Origin of the sequence: Sphingobium agri (genome assembly GCF_023051225.1) — a bacterium.
In the GTDB taxonomy this organism is placed as follows: Bacteria; Pseudomonadota; Alphaproteobacteria; order Sphingomonadales; family Sphingomonadaceae; genus Sphingobium; species Sphingobium agri.
Genome location: NZ_JALKHS010000006.1, coordinates 667,739 through 693,763 on the forward strand (window position 1 = coordinate 667,739; position 26,025 = coordinate 693,763).

23 protein-coding genes and 2 tRNA genes are annotated in these 26,025 nt (G+C 63.7%); 10 read left to right on the forward strand and 15 right to left on the reverse strand.

Features of this window, described 5'->3' with window-relative positions; translation table 11 throughout:
* Positions 1-46 precede the first annotated feature (46 nt).
* Both edd and zwf read right to left on the reverse strand, forming a co-directional pair.
* Positions 47-1,873: a phosphogluconate dehydratase gene (edd, locus tag MU848_RS06540; protein ID WP_097091855.1), complete on the reverse strand. Its 1,827-nt coding sequence runs from the start codon at positions 1,871-1,873 to the stop codon at positions 47-49.
* The gene (zwf, locus tag MU848_RS06545; RefSeq protein ID WP_097091854.1) at positions 1,866-3,320 is read right to left on the reverse strand and encodes a glucose-6-phosphate dehydrogenase; all 1,455 of its coding nucleotides are present in this window, start codon (positions 3,318-3,320) and stop codon (positions 1,866-1,868) included. The genes edd and zwf overlap by 8 nt, the downstream gene beginning before the upstream one ends.
* A 198-nt stretch (positions 3,321-3,518) precedes the next feature.
* On the opposite strand from zwf, the gene MU848_RS06550 reads away from it, so the two are divergent.
* Positions 3,519-3,603, forward strand: a tRNA-Leu gene (locus MU848_RS06550).
* Positions 3,604-3,950: 347 nt separating this feature from the next.
* Here MU848_RS06550 and MU848_RS06555 read toward each other — a convergent pair.
* The 5 genes from MU848_RS06555 to MU848_RS06575 all read right to left on the reverse strand — a co-directional run bounded on the left by MU848_RS06555 (position 3,951) and on the right by MU848_RS06575 (position 10,680).
* Entirely contained in the window at positions 3,951-5,090 is a 1,140-nt protein-coding gene (locus MU848_RS06555) for an aminotransferase class I/II-fold pyridoxal phosphate-dependent enzyme (protein ID WP_247231702.1), read from the reverse strand.
* Between the two features lie 8 nt (positions 5,091-5,098).
* Positions 5,099-5,788: a 6-phosphogluconolactonase gene (gene pgl, locus MU848_RS06560; RefSeq protein ID WP_247230911.1), complete on the reverse strand. Its 690-nt coding sequence runs from the start codon at positions 5,786-5,788 to the stop codon at positions 5,099-5,101.
* Complete coding sequence (gene galE / locus MU848_RS06565; RefSeq protein WP_247230912.1) at positions 5,778-6,794, reverse strand: UDP-glucose 4-epimerase GalE; 1,017 nt, start codon at positions 6,792-6,794, stop codon at positions 5,778-5,780. Before galE ends, pgl begins: the two co-directional genes overlap by 11 nt.
* Positions 6,795-7,194: 400 nt before the next feature.
* Positions 7,195-9,372, reverse strand: coding sequence for a 3-hydroxyacyl-CoA dehydrogenase NAD-binding domain-containing protein (locus MU848_RS06570; protein WP_247230913.1), 2,178 nt, complete (start codon positions 9,370-9,372; stop codon positions 7,195-7,197).
* A gap of 99 nt (positions 9,373-9,471) precedes the next feature.
* Positions 9,472-10,680, reverse strand: coding sequence for an acetyl-CoA C-acetyltransferase (locus MU848_RS06575; protein WP_247230914.1), 1,209 nt, complete (start codon positions 10,678-10,680; stop codon positions 9,472-9,474).
* Positions 10,681-10,862: 182 nt separating this feature from the next.
* Between MU848_RS06575 and MU848_RS06580 the strand changes: the two genes are divergently transcribed.
* Complete coding sequence (locus MU848_RS06580; protein ID WP_247230915.1) at positions 10,863-12,524, forward strand: MFS transporter; 1,662 nt, start codon at positions 10,863-10,865, stop codon at positions 12,522-12,524.
* Here the strand turns inward: MU848_RS06580 and MU848_RS06585 are convergent.
* Positions 12,521-13,102, reverse strand: a complete 582-nt coding sequence (locus tag MU848_RS06585) for a nucleotidyltransferase family protein (RefSeq protein ID WP_247230916.1) — start codon at positions 13,100-13,102, stop codon at positions 12,521-12,523. The two genes, MU848_RS06580 and MU848_RS06585, sit on opposite strands and share 4 nt — an antisense overlap.
* 197 nt (positions 13,103-13,299) lie before the next feature.
* Here MU848_RS06585 and folE point away from each other — a divergent pair, with 197 nt between their 5' ends.
* The 3 genes from folE to MU848_RS06600 are packed head-to-tail and all read left to right on the forward strand — an operon-like array spanning position 13,300 to position 15,570.
* On the forward strand, positions 13,300-13,908 hold the full coding sequence (folE, locus tag MU848_RS06590) for a GTP cyclohydrolase I FolE (protein WP_097091846.1): 609 nt from the start codon (positions 13,300-13,302) through the stop codon (positions 13,906-13,908).
* On the forward strand, positions 13,905-14,741 hold the full coding sequence (locus MU848_RS06595) for an SDR family oxidoreductase (protein ID WP_247230917.1): 837 nt from the start codon (positions 13,905-13,907) through the stop codon (positions 14,739-14,741). The genes folE and MU848_RS06595 overlap by 4 nt, the downstream gene beginning before the upstream one ends.
* A gap of 52 nt (positions 14,742-14,793) precedes the next feature.
* On the forward strand, positions 14,794-15,570 hold the full coding sequence (locus tag MU848_RS06600) for an enoyl-CoA hydratase-related protein (protein ID WP_247231704.1): 777 nt from the start codon (positions 14,794-14,796) through the stop codon (positions 15,568-15,570).
* A 184-nt stretch (positions 15,571-15,754) separates the two neighbouring features.
* Here the strand turns inward: MU848_RS06600 and MU848_RS18990 are convergent, their stop codons facing one another.
* From MU848_RS18990 to MU848_RS06625, 6 genes are all read right to left on the reverse strand, one after another.
* A complete protein-coding gene (locus MU848_RS18990) occupies positions 15,755-15,877 on the reverse strand; it encodes a hypothetical protein (protein ID WP_281494313.1) in 123 nt (40 codons plus the stop codon).
* Between the two features lie 271 nt (positions 15,878-16,148).
* Positions 16,149-16,322 carry a hypothetical protein gene (locus MU848_RS06605; RefSeq protein WP_247230918.1) on the reverse strand — a complete coding sequence of 58 codons (174 nt, stop codon included), beginning with the start codon at positions 16,320-16,322 and terminating at the stop codon, positions 16,149-16,151.
* 137 nt (positions 16,323-16,459) lie between these two features.
* A tRNA-Thr gene (locus MU848_RS06610) sits at positions 16,460-16,535 on the reverse strand.
* A gap of 30 nt (positions 16,536-16,565) precedes the next feature.
* Positions 16,566-17,426 (reverse strand): hypothetical protein, encoded by an 861-nt coding sequence (locus tag MU848_RS06615; RefSeq protein ID WP_247230919.1) that lies wholly within the window; start codon positions 17,424-17,426, stop codon positions 16,566-16,568.
* Positions 17,427-17,442: 16 nt separating this feature from the next.
* A complete protein-coding gene (locus MU848_RS06620) occupies positions 17,443-18,762 on the reverse strand; it encodes a replication-associated recombination protein A (RefSeq protein WP_247230920.1) in 1,320 nt (439 codons plus the stop codon).
* A gap of 27 nt (positions 18,763-18,789) precedes the next feature.
* Positions 18,790-19,968: a glycosyltransferase family 4 protein gene (locus MU848_RS06625; protein ID WP_247231706.1), complete on the reverse strand. Its 1,179-nt coding sequence runs from the start codon at positions 19,966-19,968 to the stop codon at positions 18,790-18,792.
* Between the two features lie 119 nt (positions 19,969-20,087).
* Between MU848_RS06625 and MU848_RS06630 the strand changes: the two genes are divergently transcribed.
* The 3 genes from MU848_RS06630 to rnr all read left to right on the forward strand — a co-directional run bounded on the left by MU848_RS06630 (position 20,088) and on the right by rnr (position 23,529).
* Entirely contained in the window at positions 20,088-20,306 is a 219-nt protein-coding gene (locus tag MU848_RS06630; RefSeq protein WP_097091841.1) for a hypervirulence associated TUDOR domain-containing protein, read from the forward strand.
* A 42-nt stretch (positions 20,307-20,348) separates the two neighbouring features.
* Entirely contained in the window at positions 20,349-20,999 is a 651-nt protein-coding gene (locus MU848_RS06635; RefSeq protein ID WP_247230921.1) for an MOSC domain-containing protein, read from the forward strand.
* A gap of 178 nt (positions 21,000-21,177) precedes the next feature.
* Positions 21,178-23,529, forward strand: a complete 2,352-nt coding sequence (gene rnr / locus MU848_RS06640) for a ribonuclease R (protein WP_247230922.1) — start codon at positions 21,178-21,180, stop codon at positions 23,527-23,529.
* A 119-nt stretch (positions 23,530-23,648) separates the two neighbouring features.
* On the opposite strand, the gene MU848_RS06645 is transcribed toward rnr, so the two are convergent.
* Positions 23,649-24,104, reverse strand: a complete 456-nt coding sequence (locus tag MU848_RS06645; RefSeq protein WP_097092817.1) for a universal stress protein — start codon at positions 24,102-24,104, stop codon at positions 23,649-23,651.
* Positions 24,105-24,312: 208 nt separating this feature from the next.
* Here MU848_RS06645 and MU848_RS06650 point away from each other — a divergent pair, with 208 nt between their 5' ends.
* Both MU848_RS06650 and MU848_RS06655 read left to right on the forward strand, forming a co-directional pair.
* Entirely contained in the window at positions 24,313-25,611 is a 1,299-nt protein-coding gene (locus tag MU848_RS06650) for a pyruvate dehydrogenase complex dihydrolipoamide acetyltransferase (protein ID WP_247230923.1), read from the forward strand.
* Positions 25,611-26,012, forward strand: coding sequence for an acyl-CoA thioesterase (locus MU848_RS06655; protein ID WP_247230924.1), 402 nt, complete (start codon positions 25,611-25,613; stop codon positions 26,010-26,012). The genes MU848_RS06650 and MU848_RS06655 overlap by 1 nt, the downstream gene beginning before the upstream one ends.
* Positions 26,013-26,025: the final 13 nt, after the last annotated feature.

The following is a 26,025-nucleotide window of genomic DNA, read 5'->3' on the forward strand; positions in this document are numbered from 1 at the left end:
CGGCCCAGCCTCACGAGATCCCAGCTTTCGCCGGGATGACGGCTAGTCAAAGTTCAGTTTCCATCGCCGCCAGGATGGGCGAAGCGCCACTTTCCGCCAGATCGCTATGATGGCGGAACAGCGCGAACAGCTCGCGGCCTGTGTCATAGGGCGGGGGCGGCGGCACGGGCATGTCCCGCGCATCCCACTCCGCCGCATCGACCAGCGCTTCGATCACACCCTTGTCCGCGCACACCCGCACCATGTCCCCATCGCGCAGCTTGGCGATCGGCCCGCCGCCCAGCGCTTCAGGCGAAAGATGGATGGCCGCAGGCACCTTGCCCGAAGCCCCCGACATGCGCCCGTCGGTCACCAGCGCGACGCGAAAACCCCGATCCTGCAACACGCCGAGCGCCGGGGTCAGCTTGTGCAATTCCGGCATGCCATTCGCGCGCGGCCCCTGGAAACGGACCACCACGACGACATCCCGCTCCAGCTCTCCCGCCTTAAACGCGCGCAGCACATCATCCTGATCATGGAAGACGGCCGCCGGAGCCTCGATGGTCCAACGTTCCTTGTCCACCGCGCTCACCTTCATGACGCAGCGGCCGAGGTTGCCCGCCAGCAGGCGCATGCCGCCATCGGGATTGAACGCGCTGGATACCGGCCGCAGGATCGATTCATCGCGCGACACCGGCACGTCGCGCCACTGCAGCGCCTCGTCCTCCAGCACCGGCTCCTTGCCATAATCGGTGAGGTCTGCACGCGCCACCGTCATGATGTCCCGGTGCAGCAGTCCATTATCCAACAACTCGCGGATGATGAAAGACATGCCGCCAGCGGTATGGAAATTGTTCACGTCGCCCGCGCCATTGGGATAGACCCGCGCCAGCAGCGGCACCACATCGGAAATCTCCGCGAAATCGGTCCAGTCGATGCTGATCCCCGCCGCGCGCGCGATCGCGGGTAGGTGGATGGCATGGTTGGTCGATCCGCCCGTCGCCATCAGGCCGATGATGGCATTGACGATCGCCTTCTCATCGACGCAATGGCCAAGCGGCCGGTAATCATCGCCATCCCATCCGATGCTGGCAAGCCGATGCACCGCCGCCCGCGTCAATTCACTGCGCAGCTTGGTGCCCGGATTGACGAAGGATGCGCAAGGCATGTGCAGCCCCATCACTTCCATCATCATCTGGTTGCTGTTGGCCGTGCCGTAGAATGTGCAGGTGCCCGCGCCATGATAGCTGGCGCTTTCCGATTCCAGCAGCTCCTCCTTGCCGACCTTGCCCTCGGCATAAAGCTGGCGGATGCGCACCTTTTCCTTGTTGGCAAGGCCCGATGGCATGGGCCCGGCGGGGATCAGGATCGTCGGCAGATGCCCGAAACGCAGCGCCCCGATCAGCAGGCCCGGCACGATCTTGTCGCATATGCCCAGCAGCGCCGCGCCCTCGAACATCGCGTGGCTCAGCGACACCGCCGTTGCCAGCGCGATCGTGTCGCGGGAAAATAGCGACAGGTCCATGCCTGCCTGACCCTGCGTCACGCCGTCGCACATGGCGGGGACGCCACCTGCTACCTGCGCCGTCGCGCCGACCTCGCGCGCCGCGATCTTGATCGCTTCGGGATAGCGGCCATAGGGCTGATGCGCCGACAGCATGTCATTGTAAGCGGTGACGATGCCGATGTTCATCGCCGCGCCCGTGCGGATCACCGGCTTGTCCTCGCCGCTCGCCGCAAAGCCATGGGCAAGGTTGCCGCATGACAGTTGCGCGCGGTTGGTCCCGGCGTCACGGCCACGTTCGATCAGGTCAAGATATTGGCGGCGGCGCGGCGCGCTCCGCTTCACGATGCGTTCGGTGACCTTGGCGATCACCGGATGAAGGTCAGTCATGCCAGCTGGCTCCGTCTCGTTCAATCAGGGCAATGGCCGAAGACGGCCCCCAGTTCCCCGAAGCATAGGGCGATGGCTTCACCCCTGCTTCCTTCCAGCCGTCGATGATGGAATCGATCCATGTCCACTGCGCTTCGACCTCGTCCCGGCGCACGAACAGCGTCTGGTCTCCCGCCAGCAGGTCCAGGATCAGACGCTCATAGGCGATACGCCGCCGCTGTCCGGCAAAGGCAGCGGTCAGCGACACGTCCAGCGTAACCTCCTCCAGATGCACTTCGCGCTCCAGCCCCGGCCTTTTGCTCATGATCAGCAGGCGGATATATTCCTCGGGCTGAAGGCGGATGATCAACGTATTGGGCTCCAGTCCGCCAGCGCGGCCAAAGATCGAATGGCGCACCGGCTTGAACTGGATTTGGATTTCCGACTGGCGCGCAGGCATCCGCTTGCCTGTGCGCAGATAGAAGGGCACGCCCTGCCAGCGCCAATTGTCGATATGAGCTTTCAGCGCCACAAAGGTTTCGGTGTCGGACGGCTGCCCCAATTCGTCACTATATCCGGTCACGATCTCGCCGCCGACCGCGCCCGGCGAATATTGCCCGCGCACGCTGTTGGTCTTCACCGTCTCCGCCGTCATTGGGCGCAGCGACCGCAGCACCTTCACCTTCTCGTCGCGCACGGCGGTCGGGTCCATGCGGGCAGGGGGCTCCATCGCGATAATCGACAGGATTTGCAGCACATGGTTCTGCACCATGTCACGCAGCGCGCCCACGCCGTCATAATAGGAAACCCGACCTTCCAGTCCCACCGTTTCGCCCACGGTGATCTGCACATGGTCGATCGCCGTCGCGTTCCACAGCGGCTCGAACATCACATTGCCAAATCGCAGGGCGAGCAAATTCTGCACCGTTTCCTTGCCCAGATAATGGTCGACCCGGAAAATCTGGCTCTCGTCGAACAGCGCACCGATGCCGTCATTGACTTCCTTGGAAGAGGCCAAATCCTTGCCGATCGGCTTTTCCATCGCGATCCGCGTCGTCGGCGTGATCAGCCCCGCTTCGGCCAGCCCCTGCGCGGTGGGCGCGAAGAGGGAAGGGGGCGTCGACAGATAGACCGACAGCCCGCGCTCCGCCCGTCCATCGAGCCGCTCCGCCAGCTTCCTGAATTGCTCCGGCTTCCCTGCCTCGACCGGCTGATAGCCGATCATCGCCTTCAGCCGCGCCGCGACTTCCGCGTCATAGCGATCAGCGCCGACGAACTTTTGCAGCGCCTTGTCGATGTCGGCCCGGAACGCCTCGTCATCCATCTCCGTGCGGCCTGACGCGACGATCATGAAGTCATCGGGCAGCAAGCCGTCGCTCAGCAGATTGTAGAGCGAGGGAAAGATCATGCGGTGCGCCAGATCGCCGGTGGCACCAAAAAGCAGGAATGTGGCAGACGGATCGGTCAAAGGATGCCCTTTTCCGTTTGGAGGAAATGTTCAGGTCTGCACGAAACGGTCCTATAGCGGTCCGGTTTCGTTACGCAAGCAGGCTATCGGCGCACAGCCGCCCCTGCAACCGCCCGGCAGACTTATCCTGCACCTGGTCTGATTTTTGTCTGGACGCTGGCAGCTGATTTTGCCATTTGGCGCGGGCAGGCCATGCATGCGGGCGTGGTGAAACTGGTAGACGCGCCGGACTCAAAATCCGGTTCCGAAAGGAGTGTCGGTTCGATTCCGACCGCCCGCACCACTCTCCATATAGTGGAAAAGAAAGACCCGGCAGCATGAAGCCGCCGGGCCAAGGGGGGCTTTCACCAGGTAAAAGCCTCGGGTCGCGCGGCTTCCCTAGCGTAAAAAGATGACAATTCCAGTTAATCGGCGGCGGTCGATCCGTAATGGATCAAACAGCGTCGGATGGCCGGTCAACATTCACATTGCCGTTTTCCGAGCAGAACTAAAAGAACTCCACGTCATGCCAGCGAAAGCTGGCATCTCAGGCGATAGGGCACGGCCTAACCTCACGAGATCCCAGCCTTCGCTGCGATGACATGAATCTTTCTCAATTTCCTCCGCGTCTCCGCGCCTCCGCGTGAAATCCTAAACCACCCGCCGCTGCGCCTCGAACCACGGCACCAGCCGCCGGATCGCTTCCTCCACCCGGTCTGTCGACACGGCAAAGCTGATCCGGATATGCCGGCGCCCATCCACCGGATCAAAATCGATCCCCGGCGCGGTCGCGACGCCGGTCTCCTCCAGCAACTTCTGGCAAAAGCCCAGGCTGTCATCCGTCAAATGCCCCACATCCGCATAGATGTAGAAGGCCCCATCCGGCGGCGCGATTTCCTTGAGGCCAAGCGCTGGCAGCGCCGCCAACAGCAATTCCCGGTTCCGCCGGTAGTTCGCGACATGCCCCTCCAGCTCGTCGAGGCAGTCGAACGCCTTCAACCCCGCATGCTGCGCGAGGGAAGGGGGCGTCAGGAACAAATTCCCCATCCGCGCCCGCGCCGCCTCGACCAGCGTCCTTGGAAACACGACCCAGCCAAGCCGCCACCCGGCCATCGAAAAATATTTGGAAAAGCTGTTCACCACCACCGCATCGGGCGCGAATTCCAGCATCGAATGCGCCGCCTCGCCATAGGAAAGGCCGTGATAAATCTCGTCCGACACCATCCTGATCCCGCGCCGCGCGCAGACCTCCGCGATTCGCGCCATCTCGTCGGCAGGGATGATCGTGCCCGTAGGATTGGCCGGGCTCGCAATGATCACGCCATCAGGCGCGGGCTCCATCGCCTCCAGCGCCGCCGCGCTGATCTGATATCGCTCGGCAGGCCCGCAATCGACCTCCACCGGCTCCAGATACAGCGCTTTCAACGTATTGCGATAAGCCACATAGCCCGGCCGCGCCGTCGCCACCCGCGCGCCCGGCGCGAACAGACAACTGAGCGCCAGCACCAGCCCCGGAGAAGCGCCACAAGTCAGCAATATCTGCTCCGCCGTCACCGCCACGCCATAGCGTTCCCGATACAGCAGCGCGATCCGCTCTTTCAGCGCCGGGCTCTCCCAATAGCCCATCGGGTCGCTGTCCAGCACCCGATGCGCCTCCGCTATCGCAGCGGCAGGTGCGCCGGTAGAAGGCTGCCCGAATTCCATATGCAGGATCGAGCGCCCCTCGGCCTCCAGCCGATGCGCCTCCACCCCGATCGCGATGGCATGAAAAGGATCGATCTGCGCAATCATGCGCTGGCTCACTCCGAAATCCAGACCTCGACCGACACACCATGCTGGCACAGCGCCACCCGGATCGGCAGCTCCTCGACCGGCCCGCCAGCCAGCGCCCGGTCATAGACCGCCTTCTTCGCCGCCCCGCCAATCTGCAAGAAGATATGTCGGCTCTTCAGGATCGCCCTGGCGCTCAAAGACATGCGCTGATGCGGCGCGGCAGGCGGCGTGACCGCCACCGTCAGCGCATGGGTGGAAAGACCCTCTGCCAATTCCTTCGCCTCCGGAAACAGCGAAGCCGTATGCCCATCCTCGCCCATCCCCAACAGCACGATATCAAGCGGCCAGGGCAACTCCGCCAGCGCCGTCTCGCAAGCGGCCTGCCCGGCATAGGCATCCGCCGCGTCATTCTTCATGCCAACAAACCGCGCCTTCGCCGCCGCGCCCTGCAACAGCGTCTCACGCACCAGCCGCTCGTTGCTGTCCGCATGATCCGCCGCCACCCATCGCTCATCGACCAGCGTCACGACGACCTTGTCCCACTCCAGCGCAGCGCCCGACAGTGCCTCCAGCACCGGCCGGGGCGACCGCCCGCCCGACAGCGCAATCGTCGCCACGCCCCGCGCCGCGATTGCATCGCCCAGCACCACGGCGATCCGCCGCGCCATGTCGGCAGCGGCAAGCGCGCCATCAACGAAAAGATGCTCAGTGGGCATCGCGGTCGCCCCGTATGTCGGTCAACTTACGCTCCCATGCCAGCGCATGCGCGACGATCTGGTCCAGATCGGCATGGCGCGGCTGCCACGGGAATTCCGCCATGATCGCGCGATTGTCGGAGATCAGCGAGTCCGGATCGCCCGCGCGCCGTCCTTCCATCCGCCGCTCGATTTTGATGTTCGTCACCCGATCGACCGCATCCAGCACTTCCAGCACCGAAAAACCGCGCCCATAGCCGCAATTCAGCAGATAATTCTGTTCCGGCTGCGCCATCAGCGAGTCCAGCGCCAGAACATGGGCCGCCGCCAGATCAGTGACATGAATATAGTCGCGCACGCCCGTGCCGTCAGGCGTATCGAAATCCGTCCCGAACACCGACACAAACTCCCGCTTCCCAAGCGCGGCCTCGACTGCCACCTTGATAAGGTGCGTCGCGCCGGCCGTCGACTGCCCCGTCCGCCCCTGCGGATCGGCGCCAGCGACGTTGAAATAGCGCAGCGCACAGAAATTCATCGGATGCGCCGCGCTGACGTCACGCAGCATATATTCGGTCATCAGCTTGGACATGCCATAGGGATTGATCGGCCGCTGCGGCGTCGTCTCCTTGACCGGGCTTTCCTCCGGAATGCCGTAGGTCGCGGCGGTGGAGGAAAAGATGAAATGCGGCACGCCGACCGTCACCGCGCTTTCGATCAGGTCGCGGGTCTTGGCGCTGTTGTTGTGATAATATTTGAGCGGGTTCTCCACCGATTCCGGCACCACCACCGACCCGGCAAAGTGCATGATCGCCTTGACGTCATGATCGCGCAGAGCCTTCTGCACCAGCGGCTGATCGGCGATATCGCCTTCGACGAAAGCCACATCGTCCGGCACCGCCCAGCGAAAACCCGTCACCAGATTGTCGATCACCACGACGCCATATCCCGCATCGCGCAGGGCCAGCACCGCATGGCTTCCAATATAACCGGCACCACCCGTGACCAGAACCGTGGGCTTTTCGCTCATAGAATAGGATTTCCTCTGACAGAATCGGGCGTTCATCCTCCGTCATCCTGAACTTGTTTCAGGATCCATGGTGCCTCCACACTCAGGCGGAGCCGAAGGCGAGATGGATCCTGAAACGAGTTCAGGATGACGAGCGTGGGGATAGCCGCTGCCCGACGACTAACGCACTGAAGCTACAATGCCCACCCCGTTCATGCTGCACCGCGAGACGAAAAGGGGTTAGAGAGGGACACGCTGCGTGGCTCCTTACAAACCCTTGTCATACTGACCTCGTTAGCTGTGCTGGCCTTTGGCTGAGGATCTATCGTGCCCCGCACTCAGCTCCGGCCGATAGCGAGATAAATCCTGAAACAAGTTCAGGATGACGGCAGGTTAGTTTTCCATCGTGCTGAACAAACCCTCAAGCCGCGGCTGCCCTCAAACTTCCATCATAAAAAGTCGCCCCACTAGCCGCCATGTCCTGCAACTGCACCGTCGGCGCAAAGCGATCCCCATGCCGCGCCGCCAGCCGTTCCAGCACCGCCACCACATGCCCGATACCAACCGTATCCATATGGCTGAACGGCCCCCCGGTCCAAGGCGCAAAGCCCCAGCCGAAGATCGCGCCCAGATCGCCATCCTCCACGGTTTCCAGCACGCCTTCCTCATAGCAGCGCGCACATTCCACCAACTGGCGATAGAGCAGCCGCTCCTTCACTTCCTCGACATCGGGCTGCACCGCCGCACGCGGGAACATCTCTTCCAGCCCCGGCCACAGATGCTTCTTCCCACCCTCGGGATAATCATACCATCCCTTCGCGCTCTTACGGCCCAGCCGCCCTAGCTCGACCATGCGCGCCATCACCGCATCGGACGGCTGCGCCACATAGGCATCGCCCAGTTCCTTCTGAGCCGCGACGACGATCTTGTGGCCAAGCTCGATCGACACCTCGTCACCGACCGCCAGCGGCCCCACGGGCATGCCCAACTGCCGCCCGGCATTTTCGATAAGCGCCGGATTGATCCCCTCGGCCACCATCTCCACGCCTTCCTGCACATAGGTGCCAAAACAGCGCGAGGTATAGAAACCGCGAGAGTCATTGACGACGATCGGCGTCTTCTTGATCTGGCTGACGAAATCCAGCGCCTTGGCGATGGCGGCCGGGCCGGTTTCCTTGCCCAATATGATCTCGACCAGCGGCATCTTCTCGACGGGGGAAAAGAAATGGATGCCGATGAAATTGGCAGGCTTGCTCCACGCCTTGGCAAGCTTCGTGATCGGCAGGGTCGATGTGTTGGACCCAAAGATCACATCGGGGCCGAGCACCTCCTCGACCTTCTTCGTGACCTCCGCCTTGATCGCGACATCCTCGAAAACGGCTTCGATCACAAAGTCCGCTCCGGCGAGCGCCGCATAGTCGGTCGTCGGCGTCACGCGCGCCAGCGTCTCGGCCATCTTCTCCGGCGTCATGCCCCGGCCCAGCCGCTTCTTCAGCACATCCTCGACATGCGCCTTGCCCTTCTCCGCATAAGCGAGGTCACGGTCGAACAGCATGACCTCCATGCCTGCCTGCGCCGCCACTGTCGCAATCCCCGCGCCCATCATGCCAGCGCCCAGCATGGCAAGCTTCTTCGTCGGCGCCTTGGGCTGGTCCTTCGGCCGCCGCGCACCACGTTCGGCGGCATTCTTGTTCACGAACAGGCTGCGGATCATGTTCGCTGCCTGCGGATCGGCAGCCACCTTGGCGAAATATTTGCTCTCGACGCGGATCGCCCGGTCGAACGGCAGCAGCGCGCCTTCATAGACCGCCGACAGCAAAGCGGCGGGCGCATTCATGTTCCGCTGCGTCTGCTTCAGCGTCATCGGCACTGCGCCGACCATCGTCTGCACGAAAGCGGGATTGAACGCACCCGCACCACCGGGGAATTTGAAGCCTTTCACGTCCCACGGCTGCGCGATCGCGGACGGATTCGCCTTCACCCACTCCTTGGCCTTCTCGACTGCCGTGCCCTGCGGCACGACTTCATCGACGGCCTTCAGCATCGCCGCTTCGGCCGGGCGGAACAGCTTGCCCTGCAACATATACATCAACGCCGCCTGCACCCCGATCAGGCGCGGCAGACGCTGCGACCCGCCCCCGCCGGGAAAGAGGCCGATCAGGATTTCCGGCAGGCCAAGCTGCGTCTTGGGACTGTCGCCCACCACCCGCCGATGGCAGGCCAGCGCCAGTTCGAACCCGCCACCGACGCACGTGCCCTCGATAGCGCAGGCCACCGGCTTGCCGCATGTTTCCAGCCGCCGGAACAACTGGTTCAGCACGAACACCTGCTCGAAAATCGCGGCTGGGGCAGGGCGCTTCCCCGCGCCGCTCGCCAGCATCGACCCGAAATATTTAAGGTCCATGCCCGCCATGAACCCGCTGTCCTTGCCCGAAGCAATCACCGCGCCCTTGATCGCTTCCTCCGACCCAATGCGCGTAATCGCTTCATCCAGATCGGCGAGGAAATCGGGACCGATTACATTCATCGACTGGCCCGGCACATCGATGGTCAGCGTCACGATGCCGTCAGCGTCGATGTCAAAATTAATGGTCTGCACGATCCTGCTCTCCTTTTAGCCCCTCCCCTTCAGGGGAGGGGTTGGGGTGGGGGCCATCCTCCAGAGCCGCGCTCGGATCAGCCCACTACCAACCCGTTTTCAAACTCGCTCAATAATAATCCCGGTCCCCATGCCCGCACCCACGCACAGGTTCACCAGCGCCGTGCCCTTGCCCGATCGCTCCAGCTCATCCAGCGCCGTCCCCAACACCATCGCCCCCGTCGCCCCCAGCGGATGACCCATGGCTATCGCGCCGCCATTCACATTGATCCGGTCATGGTCCAAATCCATCGCCTGCATGTAGCGCAGCACCACGCTCGCAAAGGCTTCGTTCAGTTCCCAAAGGTCGATGTCATGGCTGCTCATGCCCGCCCGATTGAGCAGCTTGCCCGCGACGAACTCCGGCCCCGTCAGCATGATCAGCGGCTCGGACCCGATCGACGCCATCGCCTTGATCCGGGCGCGGGCTTTCAGCCCATATTTCTCGCCCATTTCCTTGTTGCCGACCAGCACCGCGGCCGCGCCATCGACGATGCCGCTGCTGTTTCCCGCATGATGGACATGGTTCACCCGTTCCAGCTCTGGATATTTCAGCAGCGCAATAGCGTCGAAACCGGGCATTTCCTCGCCCAGCGCGGCAAAGCTCGGCTTCAGGCTGCCAAGCGACTGCATCGTCGCGTCGGGGCGCATATGTTCGTCATGATCCAGCACGACTTCGCCGATCACGTCACGCACCGGAATGATCGACTTGGCAAAGCGCCCTTCGTCCCAGGCCGTCTTGGCCCGCCGCTGGCTTTCGACCGCATAGGCATCCGCATCATCGCGGCTGATGCCGAACTTGGTCGCGATCACATCGGCGCCGATCCCCTGCGGCGCGAAATAGGTCTTGTAGGCGACCGCCGGGTCCATGGCGATTGCGCCGCCGTCCGAAGACATCGGCACGCGGCTCATCGATTCCACGCCGCCGCCGATCGCGAGGCCCGCTTCGCCCGAATAGATTTTCGCGGCGGCCATGTTCACCGCTTCCAGCCCGGAAGCGCAGAAGCGGTTGATCTGCACCCCCGGCACCGTCTGCTCATAATCGGCGTTCAGCACGGCGGCGCGGGCGATGTCGCCGCCTTGCTCGCCGATCGGCGTGACGCAGCCAAGCACGACATCGTCCACATCCGCCGTGTCGATAGCGTTGCGATCCCGCACCGCCTCCAGCACCTGCGTCGCCAGCTGGACAGGGGTGATCTCATGCAACGACCCGTCCGGCTTGCCCCGGCCACGGGGCGTCCTTACGGCATCGTAGATAAAGGCTTCCATCGCTCGGTCATTCCTCTCGGCATTGGCGTCAGGCGCGCCGCAAATGTATTTACGTTTACGTAAAGTGCAAGCGTAAAGGCAATGCGGATCGCGCTTTTCCCGCTATTTCCTTCATTGAATTGAACTCCTTTCCTCCCTTCCGGGTTTGACGCTCCAGTCGATTTCAGGTTCATGCATTTTCAGTGTCAGAGGCAGATTCCCCTCCAGCGCCAACGCCCTTCGCCATCCCCATCTTCCGCGCGATATGGTTCGCCAGCCTCGCGTCGAACTTCGGTGGGTTGATCCAGTCGGTCGGCGCGGCATGGATGATGACGTCGCTGTCTGGCTCTCCCATGCTCGTCGCGCTGGTCCCGGCGTCGACGACCTTGCCGATCATGCTCCTCTCGCTCTGGGCAGGTGCGGTCGCCGACAATCTCGATCGCCGCCTCGTCATGCTCGCCTGCCAATTGTCGATGCTGCTGGTGTCCGCTCTCCTCGCCCTGTTCGCCTGGTTGGATCTGCTGACCCCCTGGTCATTGCTCGCCTTCACCTTCCTCGTCGGCTGCGCCACCGCGATCAACGGCCCCGCCTGGCAAGCGTCGGTTGGCGACATGGTCCCGCGATCCCAACTCCCCAGCGCCGTCGCCCTCAACAGCATGGGCTTCAACCTCGCCCGCAGTGTCGGCCCGGCGCTTGGCGGCATCATCGTCGCCGCCGCCGGAGCCGCCGCCGCCTTCCTCACCAATGCGCTCAGCTACATCGGCCTCTCCCTCGTCCTGCTGCGCTGGCAGCCGGAACGCGTGCCCAAGCTCCTGCCGCGTGAACGCCTCGGCCACGCCATGCGGGCAGGGGTCCGCTATGTCACCATGTCGCCGAAGATCCAGCTCGTGCTCATTCGCGGCGCTGCCTTCGGCATCGGCGCGAGCGCCGTCTCCGCGCTCATGCCGCTGGTCGCGCGCGACATATTGAAGGGTAGCGCGCTGACCTTCGGTATCTTGAGCGGGGCGTTCGGCATCGGCGCGGTCCTCGGCGCGCTGTCGTCAGGCAGGCTCCGCCGCCGCTTCCCCATCGAAACCATCGTCCGCTCCGCCGCCCTTGCCCTTGCCGTGGGAACGGCGATCACGGCGTCCACAGGCTGGCTCGTCGTCGCGATCATCGGCCTTCTGCTCTGCGGGGCGGGTTGGGTCATCGCGCTGTCCACCTTCAACGTCTCGGTCCAGATGTCCGCCCCCCGCTGGGTGCTAGCCCGCGCCGTCGCCCTGTATCAGATGATGGCGTTCGGCGGCATGGCGCTCGGCGCATGGCTGTTCGGCTGGCTGGCGGAGCATATGGGCGTCGTGACGTCCCTCCATGTAGCCGCCGCCGTGCAATTGGCAGCAGCGATGATAGGCCTTTTCCGCCCGCTGCCCCAGACGGGAGATGAAAATCTAGACCTCCTAGACCGTTGGCAGGAGCCCCAAACGGCTGTGCCGATCGAACCCCGCAGCGGGCCTGTGGTCATCACCATCGAATACCGCATTCCGGCGGGCTCGGTCGTGCCTTTCCTCGCCGCGATGAGCGAGCGGCGCCGCATCCGCCGCCGCGACGGCGCGCATGGCTGGTCCCTGATGCGCGACCTCGCCGATCCTGAGCTATGGATCGAGCGCTACCATGTCTCCACCTGGCTCGACTATGTCCGCCACAACAGGCGGCGCACCATCGCTGACACGGTGAACTTCGACACACTCGCCGCGCTGCACAGCGGCCCCAATCCGCCGGTCGTCCATCGCATGCTGGAAAGGCAGACGGGGTCGCTGCCGATAAGCCGCATGCCCGATGTGCGGGAAATGGACGATCCCATGACCGATCCTACCCGGTCGAGCTAATCCCTCGCCAGATCTTCCGGCGTATCGATATCGATCAGCGAACTGCCCATCGCCTCCACCTGAACGCCCCGGCTCAGCAGCGCCCGTGCGCCCTGATCACCGCGCAATGTAAGCAGTTCGGGAAAATGCTTCCGCCCGATGAAGGCAGGCGGAGATGAAGAGAAGCCGTCCGTACTCGCCACGACCGAACGCACATCTTCGGCCGCCAGGCATATACGATTATAATGCGACTGCGGCACAAACGGCATGTCGCCCAGGCAGATCAGAATGCCCTTGCACCGTTTTATCGGCATGACGTGGAGAACTGCGCGGACGATGCTGCTCGCCAGCCCTTCTTCCGGCCGATCATTGACCAATATGCTATAGCCGCGCCGCTCCAGCCTTCGATGAATGTCGGGAGCATCGGCGATTGGCCGCGTCACCGCCACCAGTTCGCCAAAAGCGAGCGACGCAACGGCCTCAAGCGTATGAGCGATCACCGGCTTGCCATTGAGGTCAGCGATCAACTTGTCATCCTCCCCGAAACGGGATGATGTGCCAGCGGCCAGCAGCACGGCGGCGATCTGTTCAGTCCGCACGCTTTAATCCCGGGCGGAAGGATATGGGGAGTGGACGAGCGACGGGACAGCCATGCTTTTCGGATCGGCTTTATATGTTGGGCGTTGATGTGCCACCCGGCACCACCCCTGTCCATAGCATAGGTAAAGGGCTGGCATTCCGCTGACAGAGCGGTCATATGCGCCCTGAACAAAGATAAAGAGGAGTAGTGCCATCCATGGACTATGATCCCGATGCCGAGGCCGTAGGCGAAGCGATCAAGGAAGCTGTGCCCGCGAATGTGGCGGATGCCATCCGCACCTTGATCCGCTGGTCTGGCGACAATCCCGACCGCGAAGGCCTGCTGGAAACGCCCCAACGCGTCGCGCGTGCGTGGCGGGAATATTGCCGCGGCTATGGCGACGATCCGGCCTATCACCTCTCGCGCATCTTCCATGAAGTGGGCGGCTATGACGATATCGTTCTGCTCAAGGACATTCCGTTTCAATCGCACTGCGAACATCATATGGCGCCGATCATCGGGCGCGGGCACATCGCCTATCTGCCAGGCAAATATGTTGTCGGCATCTCGAAACTCGCTCGCGTGCTGCACGCCTTTGCCAACCGGCTTCAGGTCCAGGAAAGGCTGACCGCCGAAGTCGCCAACTGCATCTGGGAACATCTGAAACCCCAGGGCGTGGCCGTGGTGATCGAAGCGACGCACGGCTGCATGACGGGGCGGGGTGTCCGCACGCCCAATGTTCTGATGAAGACCAGCCGCATGCTCGGCGTGTTCCGCGACGATGAAAAAAGTCGCGAGGAAGTGCTGAAGCTAATCGAATCGTGAACGGCGAAGACGCACCTGCCTACCGGCCTATCGGCGGCGCGCGGGAGCGGAGCGAGGGCCCGCTCCCGCTGGCGAACAAGCGCCTGGCGCTCATCACGGGCGGTCACCGGCGGCTTGGCGGTGTCATCGCCGCCGGGTTCGCCCGCACGGGCTATTCGCTCGCAATTCACGGCAGCCACGACACTCGGCTGGATTCCGCTCTCGCCTTGACGCTCGACGAGAACGGCACGGAATGGGATGGTTTCACGGCCGACTTCGCCGATCCCGAAAGTGCGGAGGAATTGGTCGCCAAGGTCGCGGAGAGGTTCGGCCGACCGCCCGACATATTGGTGAACAGCGCCGCGATCTTCGGTCAGGACCGGCTCGACAATGTGTCCGCCGAAGACCTTATGCGGCATTATGCCGTAAACTGCGCCGCGCCCGCCCTGCTGACGAAGGCGTTCGCGACAATCCCTGCCGGGGTAGCGGATCGGTGCATCATCAATATTCTCGATCAGCGGATAGATCATCCGCATGCCGACCAGTTGGCCTATACTTTGTCGAAGTCGGCACTGGCCGGGCTCACCCGCCTGTCCGCGTCCAGCCTTGCGCCGAACATCCGGGTTAACGCAGTCGCGCCCGGCCTCACCATCGCAACGCCCGATTATGACGAGGCGCAGATGGAAAGGCTGCAATCGGCAATGCCCTTGGGACGCCTGCCCTTGGCGGAGCAGATTGCGGAAGCTGTGCTCTATCTTGCGCAAGCGAGCGCCGTCACCGGGCAGACACTCTATGTCGACGGCGGCGCGCACATGCGCAGCTACGACCGCGATTTCATGCATATGGGACGGTGACCGGGGGGCATCGCTTGCGCCTGCCGCACCGCAGATTTGAAGGAAGATGACGATGAGCTTCGAAACGATCCTGGTCGAACAGCGCGATGCCGTCACGCTGGTCACGCTGAACCGGCCACAGGCGCTGAACGCCCTCAATACCCAGGTGCTGGCTGACCTCAGCGCCGCCTTTGCCGCTTATGATGCCGACCCATCGCAATTGTGCCTGGTACTGACCGGCAGCGAAAAGGCGTTCGCGGCAGGCGCTGACATCAAGGAAATGGCCAGCAAGGCCGCAGCCGACTTCTTCCTGGAGGACTTCTTCTCCGGCTGGCAGAGAAATCTTGTCGCCACCCGGAAGCCCTGGATCGCGGCTGTCGCAGGCTTCGCGCTTGGGGGCGGTTGCGAGCTCGCGATGATGGCGGACTTCATCATCGCCGCCGACACGGCCAAGTTCGGGCAGCCGGAAATCAAGCTTGGCGTTGCGCCCGGCATGGGTGGATCGCAGCGCCTGACCAAGGCCGTTGGCAAGGCCAAGGCCATGGAAATGTGTCTGACGGGCCGCATGATGAGCGCGGAAGAAGCCGAACGTTCAGGCCTTGTCTCGCGGGTCGTACCGGCGGCTGAACTGCTGGACGATGCGTTGAAGACCGCTGCAGCCATCGCCGCCATGCCGCCGATGGCTGCGATGGTGAACAAGGAAATGGTGGATCTCGCCTTCGAAACTATGTTGGGGCAGGGGCTGACGACCGAGAGGCGTTTGTTCCAGCTTCTGACCGCGACCGAGGATCGCGTCGAAGGCATGAATGCCTTCGTCGAAAAGCGTCCCGGCGTGTGGAAAGGGCGCTAAAAGCGACAGGCGAAAAATTATTCACAATTATCCACAGCTTTAGGCGGAGTCTGTCACCAGCATGCCAGATTCCGCTTTGAGCGACTCGCTTTTGGTGAGACCATCCTCCTACCGAAACGGACGAAACGGAGAAATCCGGATCATCAAATCGGCGATAATATCAAAGATTTGAGTGAAGTTTCGATCACATCAGGCTGACGTTGGAACCACCCGGTTCGAACGGAAACTGATGGTCTTCAAAGGCGATATCATGCATGCGCGAAAGCGGACGTCGGATATTGTAGTTTGAAGGCATGCTGCGGAACATGGCCTCATAGCCGGAAAACCGGAGCAAACACGATGCCAAGCCTTTCTGGCGAAAGCATCGCGCGCCGAGTCCGATGATCGCATCCTGAACGGGAAGCGGATCCGGACACGACGGAAGTGGGGACCGGCAGAGATGCCGGCCCCCATTTTGCGTTTGGTTCGCCTTTTTCTTTGGCCCTATACTAAAGTCTATAGCTCTTTTTTTCCAAATCTTCCGGATGCTTCACCTGTTAATCTACGATGCGAATAGAGAAGGATGGCATCATGGACGATCAGTTGAATTCGCCGGCAACCGAAGACAGGCGCAATTTCCTAAAGACTTGCGGCAGGTTCGCGGCAACGGTGCCGCCCGCGATGACCATCCTCTTGTCTACTTCGCTGAGTTCCGAAGCGATCGCCGCATCCAGTGGCGGCGGCGGCGGCGGCGCGCCCAGGGACACGGGCATAAAAGGCGGTCCTGACGCTCAGCCCAGAACTGGTTCGCTCGACACCGGCATAAAGACGGTGGAAGTCACGCGGCCGAAACTGGGCAATTAGGACAGCGCGTCCGGCGATCTGAAGAAGGCGCGCGCCAAGAGAGAGATGGTGCCGGCTAGAGGGTTCGAACCCCTGACCCCCTGATTACAAATCAGGTGCTCTACCAACTGAGCTAAGCCGGCGCGTCCATCGTACGGTGAAGCGCCTTACTATCAGATGATACCGAACGTCCAGCCCTCCGTTGCGGCAATATGCGGATTGAGCGCAGGTGGCGCCCATAGGCTCGGCCTCGGCGCGACGTTGCGCATCCACGCGGCGGTCACGATCGCGTCGGCGCCATGATCATCCGGCGGCAATCCTTCATAGGGCGCAGAGCCCAACGCGCAGAGCGCATCGTCGAGCGCGGCGAGGTCTCGCATTTTCGTCCGCCCCTTGGGCCGCCCCGCCGCGCGCGCCGCGATGCTGGTGTAGATTTCCACCACCAATGACCCACTGCTAGGTGCCGGATCGAACGGCCAGACCGGAACATGATCCCGCACATGATGGAGCAGGCGCATTCCCGCAAAGCTCGCCTTGGCGACCTGCGCCGCGCCGATCGCGTCATAGACGGTGGACGGCTTCCCCCCGCCGCCCGCATTATAATGGGCTTCGCACACCCGGTTGTGCATGAAGTCGGCCTTCGGCCCGTCCGCCTTGCCGAAGTAGAAATGGCGGCGGTGGGTGACGTGCAACAGGCTCGCCGCGCCTAGATCGGGGTCATCGCAGACGCTGTCCACATAGGCCCAGAAGTCAGGCCCCGTCACCGGCACATCGTCGCCTGGCAGATAAGCTTCCCGCGCCACGAAGGGCGGCGCGAAGCTGAAATCGAACCCGAACAGCGTCGGCGCCTCCGCAGCGGCATCGATCAGCCATTCCGCCACCGCCGAACGTGACCAGAAGCCTCCACCGACCGGATGGACGAGCCGGGGCACGGCGTCTCCACGCTCGCACAGCGCAACCGCTATCCCCTTGTGCCGTACGCCCTTCGCGCCCGACCAATCGATCGCGGCATAACGGGCAAAACGCGGAGTCATGGACGCAACCGCTTCCTTAATCGCCGCCGCGCTCGGCCCGCAGCCGGTCCCAATAGGCCATGCGCTCGGCTATCCGCGCTTCGAACCCGCGATCGGTCGGGGCGAAGAAGGTCTGCGGCTCCATTTCCTCGGGCCAGTAATTGTCGCCCGAAAAACCCTCCGCATCGTCATGATCATATTGATAGCCCTTGCCATAGCCGATCGTTTTCATCAGCCGGGTAGGGGCGTTGAGGATATTCTTGGGCGGCATCAACGACCCTGTATCCCGCGCCGACTTCCACGCCGTCTTCATCGCAGCATAAGCCGCGTTCGACTTGGGCGCGGTCGCGCAATAAAGGCACGCCTGCACGATCGCCAGTTCCCCCTCCGGGCTTCCCAGGAAATCGTAACTCTCCTTGGCGGCCAGGCACTGAACGAGCGCCTGCGGGTCGGCAAGGCCGATATCCTCGCTCGCAAACCGCACCAGCCTCCGCAGCACATAGAGCGGCTGCTCCCCCGCCGTCAGCATCCGCGCCAGATAATAGAGCGCCGCCTGCGGGTCCGATCCGCGCAGCGACTTATGCAACGCCGAAATGAGGTTGTAATGCCCCTCCCGATCCTTGTCATAGACCGCCATCCGTCGGTGCAGCAGCGCCGACAGCCCCGCCGGATCGAGTGGCTCGCCGATATCGATCGAATAGAGCGTCTCGACCTGATTGAGCAGGAAACGCCCATCGCCATCCGCGCTCGCCAGCAAGGCGTCCCGTGCCGCCGGGGTGAGTGGCAAGGGCCGCTGCGTGATCGCCTCCGCCCGCTCCAGCAACAGCTCCAGCGCCGACGCATCCAGCCGGTGCAGGATCAGCACCTGCGCCCGGGAAAGCAGCGCCGCGTTCAGCTCGAAACTGGGATTTTCCGTGGTCGCGCCGACCAGCGTCACCGTCCCATCCTCGACAAAGGGTAGGAAGCTGTCCTGCTGCGCCCGGTTGAACCGGTGGATCTCGTCCACGAACAGCAGCGTCTTTTCCCCACGCCGGGCATGCTCCTTGGCCGCGGCGAAGACCTTCTTGAGGTCGGCCACCCCGGAAAAAACTGCCGATATCGGCTCGAACCGCATATCCACCGCATCGGCCAGCAGCCGCGCGATCGTCGTCTTGCCTGTCCCCGGAGGCCCCCACAGGATGATGGAGGAAAGCCGCCCCGCCGCCACCATCCGCCCGATCGCGCCTTCCGCCCCGGTCAGATGCTCTTGTCCAACGACATCGGCCAGGGTCCGCGGCCGCAGCCGGTCGGCCAGTGGCGCATTCTCCCCGGCATCCCCGGGCATGTTCACGGCATCGGAAGCAAAAAGATCGGCCATCGTCCCGATATAGGGAAGGCGAGCGCTTTAAGGAACCGGGCTGGAGCGCAGCCGCGCGCCCTGCGCCCGCTGGCGGATCACACGGAGATAGGTATCGACCAGAGCCTGGTTCACCTGATCCCATCCATATCGCTCCGCTTCCCCCATGGCGGCTGCTCCCGCAGCGGCTCGCGCGGCGGGATCAGTGCAGTAGCTCGTCAGCGCATCCGCAAAAGCCCCGATCGCTCCCGGACGGATCAGGCGCCCGGTCACGCCTTCGGTGACAAGGCTCTCGCTCCCCGTCGCCCGCGCCGCCACGGTGGGGAGGGCGCAGGCCATCGCCTCCAGCGTCACATTCCCGAACGTCTCGGTGATCGAGGGATTGAACAGCATGTCCATGCTGGCGACGGCACGGCCCAGCTCGTCGCCCTTCTGGAATCCCGTGAAGACCGCATCCGGCAACCGGTTCTGGAACCACTCCCGCGCGGGGCCTTCGCCGATGATCAGCACCTTGTGCCGGACATGGCGCATCTTCAACTGGTCGATCGCGTCGGAAAAGACGTCCAGCCCTTTTTCCATCACCAGCCGGCCGATGAAGCCGATCACCGGCTCATCATCCTCTATCCCCAGCGAGCGCCGCCAATCCATGTCGCGGCGCGCCGGGTTGAAGATCTCCCGGTCGATCCCGCGCGTCCAGATGCCCACATCATAGCTCATCCGCTGTTCGCGCAGCAGTTGCGCCATGGACTCCGAAGGCGCGACGATCGCATCGCAACGCCGGTAAAAGCGCCGCAGCATCGATTCGATGACCGGCTCCAGAAATGCCAGCCCATAATAGCGGGGATAAGTCTCGAACCGCGTATGGACCGAAGCCACCGCCGGAAGCCCGTTGCCCCGCGCCCATGTGACCGCGCGATGTCCCAACGGGTCTGGGCTCGACACATGGACCAGGTTGGGCTGGAACCGCTTCAGGTCGCGCCTGACGCGCCCGCACATGCGATAGGGGACGCGATATTCCTTCCTCCCCGGTATCGCCAGGGACGGAGCGCTCACCAGATCGCCGGTCGGCTCGAACGCGGGTGTCGCGATCGTGGGCGAATAGACGCGAACCGCCGCGCCCTGACGCAGCAAATAGCCCACGAAGCGGTTGAGCGCCTGGTTCGCGCCATCGCGCACATAATTGTAATTGCCGCTGAATAGCGCAACGCGAAGGCCAGTGACGTCCATCTGCCGCCCCTTAACCCAGGCGAACGAAAAACCCAAGGGAACCCCGCCCGCAGCCGGGATTTTTGTCATCGCGATTTCATGAAACGCCGCCATGCGCGTGCGGCAGGAGAGGGTAGAGAATGGTCGAAGGCTTCCGCAAAGGCATGCGGGTCAAATGGAACTGGGGCCAGGGCGTGGGCCGCGGCCGTGTCGCGGAGCGCTTCGACGCCCAGGTGGAAAAGATGATCGAAGGCGCGTTGATCCGCCGCAACGGCTCGGCACGGAACCCCGCTTATCTGGTCCAGACCGATAGCGGCAGCGAGGTGTTGAAGCTCGCATCGGAACTCAGCCGCGCCTGACGCCCTCTCGCCAAGGCTTCGCGCCACTGCCATAGGGGCGGCATGGCTGAACATCTGACCATCGCCGCATTGCTGACCGGCACGCCCATGCCCTTTCGCGACGGCGATTACAGCGCCATCGCAAAGCGGCCGGTGGACGGCGTCGTCCGCGTAAGATGGCAGGGGCTGGAGGGCGACGCGGTAGCCGACCCCATCCATCATGGCGGCTGGGACAAGGCGATCCACCTCTACCCGCAGGACCATTATGACTGGTGGCGCCAGCGCAAGCCCGATCACCCGCTGCTTCAGGCGCCCGGTGCCTTTGGTGAAAACATCGCCTCCTTCGGCATGACCGAGGAGGAAATCTGCCTCGGCGACCGCTTCTCGCTCGGCAGCGCGCTGGTGGAGGTGAGCCATGGACGCCAACCATGCTGGAAGCTCGATCACCGCTTCGGCACGCGCGACGTGCTTGCCACCATCGTAAAGACAGGCCGCGCAGGTCTCTATTTCCGCGTCCTACGGGAAGGGGATGCGGAAGCCAAAGGGCGCATGGAACTACTCGACCGCCCATTTCCCGACTGGCCGATCGCACGCGTTTTTCGCTTGCTGATCGGCGGGCGGCATAAGGTGGAACCGGATGCCGTTCGTGCGCTTGCAAACATGCCGGTCCTGGCCGAGGTCTGGCGCGACCGCGCGCGCAAGCTGGTCGAATAACGGCACCCGTCCTCTCCCCTCCCGCCAGCGGGAGGGGCCGGGGGTGGGCAGGGCGTGATTCCCGTGTAACTCAAGGACCCGCCCCTTAATCCGTCCCTTCACCAGAAGCGACCTCGCGCGCCACCCAAATTTACCCCGCCATCTGGCATGCCGTGCAACCCATCCCTATAGCTAAACCATGGCATCGACCCAAAAGCAGAAAAAACCCGCCAAAGTCCGGCCCGCCGGCTTCCCCACCCGCGATCAGGTGATGGAGTTCATCACCTCCTCCGATCAGCCCGCCGGCAAGAGGGAGATCGCAAAGGCATTCGGCCTCAAGGGTCAGGAAAAGATCGCTCTTAAGGCGCTGCTGAAGGACATGGCCGACGAAGGTCTGCTGGACATCGGCCCGGCCCGCGCCTTCCACAAGATGGGCGGCGTGCCGAAGGTGACCGTGCTGCGCATCGTCGATGTCGACGACACCACCCTCATCGCCACGCCGGAACGGTGGGAAGCCGAGGGCCAGCCCGCGCCTCGCCTGCGCGTTCTGGAGCGCGGCAAAAGGGGCGCACTGACCATCGGTGACCGCATCCTAGCTCGCACGGAAGAGGCAGGGCGCGGCTGGGTCGCCCACCCGATGAAGAAACTCGCCAAGGCGAGCGAGGAGCTGCTGGGTGTGGTCGAAGCGGGTGAGGGCGGCAAGCTCTGGCTCCGTCCCGTCGACAAGCGCATCCGCAAGGACACACCGATCAGCGACGCGGGCAATGCTCAACCCGGCGACCTCGTGCTGGCCGAGCCCGTGGGCCGCCCGCCACGCATCAGCGCGCGAGTCACGGACATTTTAGGCGACCCCTTCGCCCCCCGCAGCTTCAGCCTCATCGCGATCCACAAACATGGCATCCCGCACGTCTTCCCCGAACAGGTGGAGGATGAGGCGGTGGCGGCATCCGGCATCGCCCTTAATGAGGACAAGCGCGAGGACCTGCGCCACCTGCCCATCGTCGCGATCGATCCCGTTGATGCGCGCGACCATGACGATGCCGTCTGGGCCACGCCAGATGAAGACCCCGCCAACCCCGGCGGCTATCACGCCATCGTCGCCATCGCCGATGTCAGCTATTATGTCCGCCCGGGCAGCGCCCTCGACAAGGAAGCACGCAAGCGCGGCAACAGCGTCTATTTCCCTGACCTCGTCGTCCCCATGCTGCCGCACCAGCTGTCCTCGGACATGTGCTCGCTCCGCGCCGGGCAGGACCGCGCCGCGATGGCCTGCCACCTTACCGTCGACGCCTCCGGCAAAGTCACTAACTGGCGTTTCACCCGCGCCATCATCCGCGTCGCCGCCGTCCTCGCTTACGAAGACGCCCAGGCGGCAATCGACGGCACATCTCCCCTCCCGCAGGCGGGAAGGGCCGGGGGTGGACAAGGCAAAACTCCGCCGAACCAACTCGACCTCCTCGAAACCGCCCTCAAACCCCTCTGGGCCTGCTGGAAACTCCTCCGCAAGGCCCGCGACAAGCGAGACCCTCTCGCCCTGGATCTCCCGGAACGCCGGGTCGTCCTCGACGAAAATGGCAAGATCGTCAGCGTCGCCGCCCGCGAACGCCTCGACGCGCATATGCTGATCGAAGATTATATGATCGCCGCCAATGTCGCCGCCGCCAAGGCGCTCGAAGGCAAGAAAGCGCCGGTCATGTACCGCGTCCACGAACCGCCGAGCCGGGAAAAGCTGGTCGCGCTGAAGGAATATCTCGCTACCTTCGACATCGACTTCGCGCTGGGGCAGGTCATCAAGCCTTCGACCTTCAATCGCCTGATCGACCGGATCGGCGAAGCGGAGGAAAAGCCGCAGATCATGGAGCAGATTCTGCGCAGCCAGACCCAGGCCTATTACAGCCCCGCCAACATGGGGCATTTCGGCCTCGCGCTCGGTTCCTACGCGCATTTCACGTCGCCCATCCGCCGTTACGCGGATCTGCTGGTCCACCGCGCGCTGGTCGGTGCCTACAAGCTCGAATTGCCCGCGCCCAAGGGCGGCGTGCTGCCCGATCGGACTTCGCTCAGCGCCGATGACTATGAAAATATGGCCCGCGTTGGCGAGATGATCAGCCAGCATGAACGCCGCGCGATGGAGGCGGAGCGGGAGACGATCGACCGCTATGTCGCCGCCTATCTCGCCGCCCATGTCGGCGAACTGGTCGATGCGCGGATTACCGGCGTCCAGAATTTCGGCTTCTTCGCGACGGTCGCAGGGCTTGGCGGCGATGGGTTGGTTCCGGTTTCCACCATGGGCGATGAGCGCTTCTTCTTCGATGAAGCGGGCCGCGCCCTTGAAGGCGTGGAAAGCGGCGACCGCTACACCGTCGGTCAGCATCTCCAACTGCGCCTGGCAGAGGCCGATCCTATCAACGGCTCCCTGCGCTTCGAGCTACCCGACGCCCCGCCGCAGCGGCCAAGCTTCAAGAAGGACCGCGTACGCCCCGGAGCGAAACGCGGCCGCCCCGCAAACATCCGCCACATCGGCTCAAAGCGGGGACGGCATAAGCGATAAGCCGTCGCTTCCGTCCTCCAACTCGTCATCCTGAACTTGTTTCAGGATCTATCATGCCTCACAGGCCAGAGCTCGATCGGTAAACCCCGCAGCCCTCCTGGATGAACCACAACCGCTCCTCAACTCAACCGATCAATCGCCTCCGCGCTCAACCCGCCCGGAATGACCATGATCGGGCAGGGCAGCTTGCCCGCATCCGCCCCCGCAAAGTGCGACACCAGCGCGCCGGGATGCCCGCTCGCCGCCGCCCCCAGCACCAGCGCCGCAACATCAGGCATCTCGTCCAGCGTTTCGCGCACCACCGCCACCGCGTCACCCTGCCGCACGGTGATGCTCGGACGGATGCCGGATTCCTCCGTCAGCGTGCCCGCCGCGCTGGTGACGAGCGCTTCGGCGCGCTGCCGCGCCTCATCCTCCATCGTCGCCTGAACGCCGCCCCACTGCACGAACTCGGCGGGCGGCACCAGCGCAAGGATGCGGATTGATCCCGCCGTCTTCGCCGCGCGCCGGGCCGCGAACCGCAGCGCCGTCTCTGCCTCCGGCGATTCGTCCACTACAACCAGATAAGTCCGCATCGCTGTCGCACCCCACGCCAAAATGGCAGCCCAAAGCCCCAGCTGCCCTGTTGTTTGAACCCATCTGGTAAATTGTGAACCAGTCTGGTGAAATGTGGCGGATTATCGCCAAAGGCGCAAGGCGCGCCCTTGACCCTCCCGCCTAAAGGGTCAAAACGGCATCCAACGCTTACCCGCTCGGCCGGGAAAAGAAGAGAGGCCTTCACGCATGAGCAAGAAAATCCAGATGCCCGCCTTGTCTCCCACGATGGAAGAGGGGACGCTGGCTAAATGGCTGGTGAAGGAAGGCGATACCGTGTCGTCGGGTGATCTGCTCGCGGAGATCGAGACCGACAAGGCCACCATGGAATTCGAAGCCGTGGATGAGGGCAAGATCGCCAAGATCCTCGTCTCCGAAGGCTCCGAAGGCGTGAAGGTCGGCACCGTCATCGCCATCATCGCCGAAGAAGGCGAAGACCTCGCGCAAGCAGCAGAAGGCGGCTCCGCCCCCGCGCCCAAGGCAGCAGCCCCGAAGGCCGACCCGGTCCCCGCCAAGGCAGAAGCACCCGCGCCGAAGGCAGACGCTCCCGCACCCAAGGCGGAGGCCGCACCCGCCCAATCCGGCGACCGCGTAAAAGCCAGCCCGCTCGCGCGCCGCATAGCCGAGGAAAAGGGCATCGACCTCGCCAGCCTCTCCGGCTCCGGCCCCAATGGCCGCATCGTGAAGGCCGATCTGGAAGGCGCTTCGGCCAAGGCCCCCGCCGCCGCCCCAACGCCCGCCGCCGCCGCAGCCCCGGCCGCAGCGCCCGCCGCGACCCATGCCGCGCAGGACTTCGGCATCCCGCACGAAGTCATCAAATTGAGCGGCATGCGCAAGACGATCGCTCGCCGCCTCACCGAATCCAAGCAGCAGGTGCCGCACATCTACCTTACCGTCGACATTCAACTCGACAGGCTGCTGAAGCTGCGCGCCGAACTCAATGCCGGTCTTGCCAGCCGCAACGTCAAGCTGTCGGTCAACGACCTCCTCATCAAGGCGCTGGGCGTTGCGCTCATCCAGGTGCCCGAATGCAACGTGCAGTTCGCGGGCGACCAGATGCTTCAGTTCCAGCGCGCCGACATCAGCGTGGCCGTGTCCATCCCCGGCGGCCTTATCACGCCGATCGTGACCGGCGCGGACAGCAAGGGCGTCGCCGCCATCTCCACCGCGATGAAGGACCTCGCCGCCCGCGCGAAGGACGGCAAGCTCAAGCCGGAAGAATATCAGGGCGGCACCGCGTCGCTTTCCAACATGGGCATGTTCGGCATCAAGCAGTTCGAAGCCGTCATCAACCCGCCCCAGGCCATGATCATGGCGATCGGCGCGGGCGAAAAGCGTCCCTTCGTCGTCGATGACTCGCTCCAGATCGCGACCGTCATGTCCGCCACCGGCAGCTTCGATCACCGCGCCATCGACGGCGCTGACGGCGCCCGCCTGATGCAGGTGTTCCGCGAACTGGTCGAAAACCCGATCGGCATGCTCGCCTGATGCACGCCGCCGACGAGCTGCCGCCGGAGGAAAGCCCCGCCGTCCGCGTCATCGCCATGCCCGCCGACACCAATCCCTATGGGGATATTTTCGGCGGCTGGCTGATGAGCCTGATGGACTCGGCGGCCGGTTCCGTCGCCGCGCGCCACAGCAAGGGCCGCGCCGTGACCATCGCCGTCGAAGGCATGACCTTCCTCCGCCCGGTCGTCGTTGGCGACGAAGTGTCGGTCTTCGCAAAGCTCGTCTCGGTCGGCCGCACATCGATGAAGATCGATGTCGAGGCATGGCGGCGCACCCGTCATGACGACCGATCCTATCGCGTGACCCGCGCCACCTTCACCTTCGTGGCGATCGGTGAGGATCGCCAGCCCCGCACCGTGCCGCCCATGACCGCGGCATAAGAAGAGAGACCAG